Here is a 7,428-nt window from a genome sequence, read left to right as displayed (position 1 = left end):
GTACCCGCCCTGCGGCCCGGCCGGTCCGGGCTGCCCGCCGTAGGGGCCGCCCTGCGCGCCACCGGTGTACCCGGGGCCGTACCCGGCGTCGTACGCGCCGCCGTGGACCGGTCCGCCGTGCGCGGCGGTCGGCTCGTGGCCCGCCCCGGGCGGGCCGGCGTACCCCGGTCCCGCCGGGTGCGGCTGCCCGGTCGGCGGGCCGTACCCGGGCTGGTCGTGCGGATGGGGGGTGCTCATCGGGAGCCTCCGGCGAACGGCGGCAGCACCTCGACGGTGCCGCCTTCGGTGAGCGGGACGTCTGCGTGGTCGCGGGAGCCGACCTGGCGCTCGTCCACCAGGAACGAGCAGCGCAGCAGCACCCGCTCGAACTCCGGGCGGTCCGCGTGCCGGGCGCGGGCCTCGTCCAGCGCGGCCGCCAGGTGGTCCGCCCGGTATGTCTCCTCGGCGGTGCCGGCGGCCGCTTTCGCCGCCGCCCAGTACCTGATCGTGCCGCTCGCCATCGAGTCCTCCCGCTGTAGTCGCCCATCATGGCAGCCCCGCGGGCCGCGCCCGTCCCGCCCCCGGACGGCTCCCCGGCCGGTCCGGCCGCTCCGGAACCGCCCGTCGGTGCGGGCCCGGTGGCGGCCGACTCCGGCGGGGCGGGACCGGGGAGCGAGGGCGCGGCGGGACGGCCGGGTGTCCCGGCGGTGTCGCCCCGGTGACGCGCGCGGGTCGGGCCGTGGCCCCGGCGGCGTCCACATGGTGGCCGGATCACGTCCGCATGTCGGCGATGTGACGCGCGTCCCTTCACGGATCGGACACCTCCGGTATGCTCTCGTGCCAGAAGGATCCGGGCGCCGACGCCGCGAACGGGTCCTTTCGCGCTTTCCGGGCCGCTGTGGATCTTCGTCGCACGTGACGTCGTCCGCCCGCGACCGGGCCCGCGCAGACCGGGATACCCGGGCAACGTCGCCTGAGCCGTCCGCCGTTCCAACTGTCCATCTCCGCCGAAACGCGTACCAGCACCCGCATCGCTGTACCGCCGTCACGCTGTCCAGGACTGAGGAAGGACCTCGTCGTGAGCTCCCTGCTTCTGCTGACCAATGCCCTCCAGCCGTCTTCCCAGGTGCTCCCGGCTCTCGAGCTGCTGCTCCACAACGTGCGTGTCGCCCCCGCGGAGGGCCCGGCGCTGGTGGACGTCCCCAGCGCGGACGCGATCCTCATCGACGGGCGCAAGGACCTGCCGCAGGTGCGCTCGCTCTGCCAGCTGCTCCACTCCACCGGCCCCGGCTGCCCGCTGGTGCTGATCGTCACCGAGGGCGGCCTCGCCGCCGTCACCGCCGACTGGGGCGTCGACGACGTGGTGCTGGACTCCGCCGGCCCGGCCGAGGTCGAGGCCCGGCTGCGGCTCGCCGTCGGCCGCCGCCAGCTGGTCAGCGACGACAACCCCACCGAGATCCGCAACGGCGACCTGCTGGTCGACGAGGCGACCTACAGCGCCAAGCTGAAGGGCCGCGTGCTGGACCTCACCTTCAAGGAGTTCGAGCTGCTGAAGTACCTGGCCCAGCACCCGGGCCGCGTCTTCACCCGCGCGCAGCTCCTCCAGGAGGTGTGGGGCTACGACTACTTCGGCGGCACCCGCACGGTGGACGTCCACGTCCGGCGGCTGCGCGCCAAGCTCGGCCCGGAGCACGAGTCGCTGATCGGCACCGTCCGCAACGTCGGTTACCGCTTCGTCGTGCCGGAGAAGACCGACTCCGTCGAGGCCGAGCAGGCCCGTGCCGTCACCCGCGAGGCCGAGCAGGTGGTCAAACAGGCCGCACGCCGGGCCTGAGCCGGCAGCGGTCTAGACTTCCGCCGTGGCCAAGGTGACGCGGGACGATGTCGCACGACTGGCGGGAACCTCGACCGCCGTCGTCAGTTATGTCATCAACAACGGCCCGCGTCCGGTGGCCGCGGCGACCCGGGAACGGGTCCTCAACGCCATCAAGGAGCTCGGCTACCGCCCGGACCGGGTCGCGCAGGCCATGGCCTCGCAGCGGACCGACCTCATAGGGCTGATCGTGCCGGACGCGCGGCAGCCGTTCTTCGCCGAGATGGCGCACGCCGTCGAACGCGCGGCCGCCGAGCGCGGGATGATGGTGCTGGTCGGCAACTCCGACTACCTCGACGAGCGCGAGGTGCACTATCTCCGCGCGTTCCTCGGCATGCGGGTCTCCGGACTGATCCTGATCAGCCAGGGCCCCACCGCCAACGCGGCGGCCGAGATCGAGGCGTGGGACGCCCGCGTGGTGCTCATGCACGAGCGGCCGGAGGCCATCAACGACGTGGCGGTCGTCCTGGACGACGTCGGAGGCGCCGAGGAGGCCGTGCGGCACCTGCTGTCGCACGGCTACCCCTACGTCGCGTGCCTCGGCGGCACCGAGGAGACCCCGACCGTCGGCGACCCGGTCACCGACCACGTCGAGGGCTGGCGCAACGCGATGCGCGACGCCAACCTCCCCGTCGAGGGGCGGCTGTTCTCCGCGCCCTACAACCGCTACGACGCCTACCGGGTGGCGCTGGAACTGCTCGCCGGGCCGGACCGCCCGCCGGCGATCTTCTGCGCCACCGACGACCAGGCGATCGGCGTGCTGCGTGCCGCGCGGGAGCTGCGGCTCGACGTGCCCGGGCAGCTGGCCGTCGCCGGGTTCGACGACGTCAAGGAGGCGGGTCTCACCGACCCGCCGCTGACGACGGTCGGTTCCGACCGGGGCGCGATGGCGCGGGCCGCCGTCGGCCTGGCGATGGGCGACCCGGCGGAGGGCGGCGGCGCCCCGGACCGGGTGCGGCAGTTCCCGGTGGAGCTGAAGCTGCGGCAGTCCTGCGGCTGCCCGCCGCCCGCCCCTGCGGGGTGACGCGGGGCGGGCGCGGCGGTGCGGGTGCCGGGCGGGCCGTGCGGCGGGGTGTGCCGCGTGCGGCCGCGAGGCCTACCAGGGGTGGGGCAGCGTGACCACGGCCTGCGGTCGGGTCACCGGAACGAGCCGGTGTGCTCCTCGGTGCGCATGGTGTAGGCGCTGCACACCACGGTCTGCGGAACACCGCGGGCCAGCACGCTGGGCTCCGCGGTCGACAACAGGACCAGCGGTTCCTGGTCGTCGACGGTGAAGCCGAAGTAGGCGGCGAAGGTCTCCTCGCAGAGCGCGTCCTTCTCCTGGGTGGTGGTGATGATGTCGTCCGGCGCCGACGGCAGGAAGTCGTCGTGGACACCGGTCACTTCGAAGACATGCGGTTCGGAGCAGGGCACCGCGTCGTGGTCGACGGTGTCGGCGCGGCCCCAGCAGTCGCCCTCCGACAGCTCACTGCGGAGCCCGGAGTCGTTCAGTTCCTCCGACGGCGCGGAGTCGTCGCCTTCCTGCGCGTTCGACGCGTCGCTCCCGTTGGACGCGTCCGAGTTTCCGGCTGAGTCGTCGCCGTCGCCCGAGCAGGCGGTGAGGGTGACGGCGAGGATGACGGCACCGGCCGCCGCGGTCAGGGCGCGGCGGTGTGCGGTGCGTGAGGTGATCGTTCTCATCGCCCAAGCACAGCGTGGTGTAGCGGATTTCGCAGCGCTTCGACCGCGTTGTGTCCTGGTCGTGGTGGAAGCGCGACGGAACTGTGTCCTGCCGCGGCGGTGCGTGCGGCGAACTGTCCGACAGGCGAGGTTGGTTCCCCTCGCGGCGACCGCGTGGGTTGCGCAACTGCGAGTGCTGTCAGGCTAGTTCGGCTCCTCCCGCTGCGCCTCGTCGTCGGTGGCTGCCGCTTCGCGCCGGGTGAGCCGGCGGGCGCCGGGCCCGCCCTCGGCGAGGGCATCGCCGGGATTGGCCAGCGCGCAGTCGCGCAGCGACAGGCAGCCGCAGCCGATGCAGCCGGAGAGGTGGTCGCGCAGCTGGGTCAGCTGGTGGATGCGGGCGTCGAGATCGCCGCGCCAGCGCTCGGAGACCGCGGCCCAGTCCTCCGGCGTCGGCGTCCGGCCGTTCGGCAGCAGGGCGAGCGCGTCGCGGATCTCGGCGAGCGGGATGCCGAGGTTCTGCGAGACCCGGATGAACGCGACCCGGCGCAGTGTCTCCCGGCGGTAGCGCCGCTGGTTGCCGCTGGTCCGCCGCGAGTCGATGAGCCCGCTGTCCTCGTAGAAGCGCAGCGCGGACGGCGCGACGCCGCTGCGCTCGGCGAGCTGCCCGATGGTGAGTTCGCGGCTGATCGTTCCGTGGGCCATGCGGTCAGGGTAGCTCGACTTCGAGCGAGGTTGAGGATTCTCCCGGGGGTCGGACGCCGGGACGCCCGGTGCCGGGACGCCCGGTGCCCGGGCACGCGGCGGGCCCCGCCCGCGCCGCGGGTGCGGCGGGAGCGGGGCCCGGGGGAGGAGTCCCGGCCTCACGGCCGGTGGCGCCTCGGCGGCCTGCGCGGCCGCAGCGGGGGCGGCCGCAACGGCCTCAGCGGATGACGGTGATCCGGTCCGCGGCGGGCGCGGCGAGCGGCGCCTGCGGCGAGGAGACCTCGCCGAGGTGGTCGATCAGCGCATCGAGGTCGATGCCGCCGACGACCGGGTTCGCGCCCTCGGCCAGCGTCGGGAAGCCGTCCCCGCCGCCCGCGAGGAACGAGTTGACCGCGACCCGGTAGACGCGGTCGGTGTCCAGCGGCTCCCCGCCCACCGTCACCGAGTCCGTGAGGACGCGGTCCGCACCCGAGCGGGTCAGGTCCAACGTCCACTCGAAGCCCTCCGAGGGCTGGAGGATCTTGTTGGAGCCCTCGTTGGGCCCGCTCACCTGCTCGCGGAGCACCTGCACCAGCTGCTCGCCGGTGAGGTCGACGAGATGCACGTAGTTGGTGAACGGCTGGACGGCGAAGCCCTCCTCGTACGTCACCACGCCGTCGCCCTCGTCACCGGAGGCCGCGTACACCAGGTCGGTGCGGATTCCGCCCGGGTTCATCAGTGCGATCTCCGCCGAGTCGTCGATGCCCTGGGCGTGGGCGAGTTGGGCGTCCGCGACCAGGTTGCCCAGCGGCGTCTCGGGGACGGTGCGGTCCTGCCAGATGTCCTCGCTGATCCAGGCGACGGGCTCGTTGGCGATCGGAGCGGCCAACTCGGCCCAGAAGTCCACCAGTCGCGTCAGGTCGCGGGCCTTGGGCTGGTCGCGGTGGACGACGTGGTTGGTGCCCTCGACCGAGGTCCGGACGATGTCGCGCCGCAGCAGGTCGTACTTCATGTTCAGCTCGGTGTACAGGCGGCCGTTGGACTGGCCGGAGGTGACCAGGCGGTCGTTGCCGGCCGGGTCGGGGATGGAGCAGACGTACGCCTCGTGGGTGTGGCCGGTGACCATCACGTCCACCATCGGGGTGGTCTTCTCGGCGATCTCCACGATCGGCCCCGAGAGACCGCCGCCGTCGGCGTCGCAGTCCGCGTTGTAGGCAGGGTTGGCCGGGTACCCGCCCTCGTGGATCAGTGCCACGACCGCGTTGACGCCGCGCTTCTTCAACTGCTTGGCGTACGTGTCGATGGTCTCGACCTCGTCGAGGAACTCCAGCCCCTGGATGCCCTCCTGCGTCACGATGTCGGCGGTGCCCTGCAGCGTCACGCCGATGAAGCCGACGCTGGCGCCCTTCATCCGCTTGATCGTGTACGGCGCGGTGATGGGCTTGCCGGTCTTCTCGTGCACGACGTTGGCGGCCAGGAACGGGAAGTCCGCACCCTCGAACTCGCGGTCCTCGACGTAGCAGCCGTCCTCGGGGTGGCAGCCGCCGTCCTGCTTGCGCAGCAGCTCCTGCCAGCCCTCGTCGAACTCGTGGTTGCCGACCCCGACCACGTCCATCTTCAGCGCGTTGAGCGCCTCGATGGTCGGCTCGTCGTGGAACAGCGCCGAGATCAGCGGGGTCGCGCCGACCATGTCGCCCGCCGCCACCGTCACGGAACGGGAGTTGCCCTTCCGCGCCTCGCGCAGGGCGGTGGCGAGGTACTCCACCCCGCCGGCGTCGATCGCCTCGGTGTGGCCGTCACCGTGGTCGTGGGTGACCTGGCCGCCGGAACCCGTCGGCGGCTCCAGCGCGCCGTGCAGGTCGTTGATGGCCAGGACCTGGAGGTCGACGGTGATGCTGGGCAGCCCCGGCAGGTTGGGCAGGCCCAGCCCGAGGCCGGCCGTCCCGGCGTCGCGGGACTGGCCCGCCTCGGTGGACGGGCTGGCGGCGGCGGGCAGGGTGAGCGCGAGTGCGCCGGCGAGAGCGGCGGCGACCATGCCGGCGGCGCGACGGCGCCCCCGGCCTCGGCCGTTGCTCCGGCTGGACCGGGCGAAAGGTCCGTGCATGGGGGGAAAGTTCCTTTCCGGGAAGGGCTGGAGAGAAGAAACTGCCCGGCAGCCTACGGCTACGCGCGTAGCGTGTCAGGAGTAATGACGTAACGAGCGCATTGCCGCTTCGCGTCGAAATCGCCGTAGAGTTTTGCCATGAGCGACGTCACAGTGGTGGACGAGGTGTCGGCCGCGGACCAGCGGGACGCCGGGGAACTGATCGACGCGGGTGCGCGGCTCGACGGTCAGAGTGCGGTGTCGGAACAGGGCCGCCTGTTGCTGCGGGGCGGCCCCCGTGAAGGTGTGCGGCACGTGATGCTGCGCCAGAAGGGCGAGTTGGTCGCCTACGGCCAACTCGACGGAACCGACCGGGTGGAGGCCCCCGCCGCTGAGCTGGTCGTTCACCCCGACCACCGCGGTCGCGGCCACGGCCGGGCCGTCGGTGAGGCGCTGCTCGCCGAGTCCGGGCGCCGGGTGCGGATCTGGGCCCACGGCGGCCACCCGGCCGCGCGTCATCTCGCGCAGAGCCTCGGATTGCACCTTTTCCGCGAACTCTGGCAACTGCGCAGGCCGTTGGAAGGAATGCCGCTTCCGGAGCCGGTGCTCCCCGACGGAATTCGGGTCCGTCCCTTCGTCTCCGGCCGTGACGAGGAAGCCTGGCTGGAGCTCAACGCCGCCGCCTTTGCCCACCACCCCGAACAGGGGTCCCTCACTCGGCGGGATCTCGACGCTCGTATGGGTGAAGCCTGGTTCGACCCGGCCGGATTCTTCCTCGCGGTGCGGGAGAAGCGCACCGCCGACGGCGAACCCGCCTCCGAGGAACTCCTCGGCTTCCACTGGACGAAGGTCCACACCGCAGAGGGCGTCGGCGAGATCTACGTCCTCGGCGTCGGCCCCGGCAACCAGGGCCTCGGCCTCGGCAAGGCCCTCACCCTCGTCGGGCTGCGCTACCTCGCCCACGACCGCGGGCTGCCGGAGGCGATGCTCTACGTCGACGCCGACAACACGGCCGCCGTCCGGCTCTACCAGAGCCAGGGCTTCGCGACCCGCGAGACCGACCTGATGTACCGCACCGAGAGCTGACGGCGAGGCCCGGCGCCCGGCGGCGCCGCGAGCCGAAGCGGTCGGCCGCGCGCGCCGCCCTCGCGGC

At 72.9% G+C, this 7,428-nt stretch carries 7 protein-coding genes and 1 pseudogene; 3 read left to right on the top strand and 5 right to left on the bottom strand.

Going from position 1 to position 7,428, the window contains the following annotated elements; genetic code table 11:
• Together HCN56_RS27070 and HCN56_RS21690 are read right to left on the bottom strand one after the other, a co-directional pair.
• A pseudogene (locus HCN56_RS27070) lies at positions 1 to 237 on the bottom strand (RDD family protein); the annotation flags it as partial.
• Positions 234 to 500, bottom strand: a complete 267-nt coding sequence (locus HCN56_RS21690; RefSeq protein WP_167973696.1) for a MoaD/ThiS family protein — start codon at positions 498 to 500, stop codon at positions 234 to 236. The pseudogene HCN56_RS27070 and the gene HCN56_RS21690, both read right to left, overlap by 4 nt.
• A gap of 557 nt (positions 501 to 1,057) precedes the next feature.
• Between HCN56_RS21690 and HCN56_RS21685 the strand changes: the two genes are divergently transcribed.
• Positions 1,058 to 1,813, top strand: a complete 756-nt coding sequence (locus HCN56_RS21685) for a winged helix-turn-helix transcriptional regulator (protein WP_167973694.1) — start codon at positions 1,058 to 1,060, stop codon at positions 1,811 to 1,813.
• 25 nt (positions 1,814 to 1,838) lie between these two features.
• A complete protein-coding gene (locus tag HCN56_RS21680) occupies positions 1,839 to 2,876 on the top strand; it encodes a LacI family DNA-binding transcriptional regulator (RefSeq protein ID WP_167973692.1) in 1,038 nt (345 codons plus the stop codon).
• Positions 2,877 to 2,989: 113 nt separating this feature from the next.
• Here HCN56_RS21680 and HCN56_RS21675 read toward each other — a convergent pair whose 3' ends face one another.
• The 3 genes from HCN56_RS21675 to HCN56_RS21665 all read right to left on the bottom strand — a co-directional run bounded on the left by HCN56_RS21675 (position 2,990) and on the right by HCN56_RS21665 (position 6,296).
• Positions 2,990 to 3,532: a hypothetical protein gene (locus tag HCN56_RS21675; protein WP_167973690.1), complete on the bottom strand. Its 543-nt coding sequence runs from the start codon at positions 3,530 to 3,532 to the stop codon at positions 2,990 to 2,992.
• A gap of 183 nt (positions 3,533 to 3,715) precedes the next feature.
• A complete protein-coding gene (soxR, locus tag HCN56_RS21670) occupies positions 3,716 to 4,213 on the bottom strand; it encodes a redox-sensitive transcriptional activator SoxR (RefSeq protein WP_167973688.1) in 498 nt (165 codons plus the stop codon).
• A gap of 217 nt (positions 4,214 to 4,430) precedes the next feature.
• The gene (locus HCN56_RS21665; protein WP_280923310.1) at positions 4,431 to 6,296 is read right to left on the bottom strand and encodes a bifunctional metallophosphatase/5'-nucleotidase; all 1,866 of its coding nucleotides are present in this window, start codon (positions 6,294 to 6,296) and stop codon (positions 4,431 to 4,433) included.
• 138 nt (positions 6,297 to 6,434) lie between these two features.
• On the opposite strand from HCN56_RS21665, the gene mshD reads away from it, so the two are divergent.
• On the top strand, positions 6,435 to 7,361 hold the full coding sequence (gene mshD, locus HCN56_RS21660; protein ID WP_167973686.1) for a mycothiol synthase: 927 nt from the start codon (positions 6,435 to 6,437) through the stop codon (positions 7,359 to 7,361).
• The last annotated feature ends 67 nt before the right edge of the window (positions 7,362 to 7,428 follow it).

This window comes from Streptomyces lonarensis, assembly GCF_012033735.1.
Lineage (GTDB): Bacteria > Actinomycetota > Actinomycetes > Streptomycetales > Streptomycetaceae > Streptomyces > Streptomyces lonarensis.
Note: the sequence above shows the minus strand (reverse complement) of the source record. Positions and strands in the feature narration are given on the sequence as shown.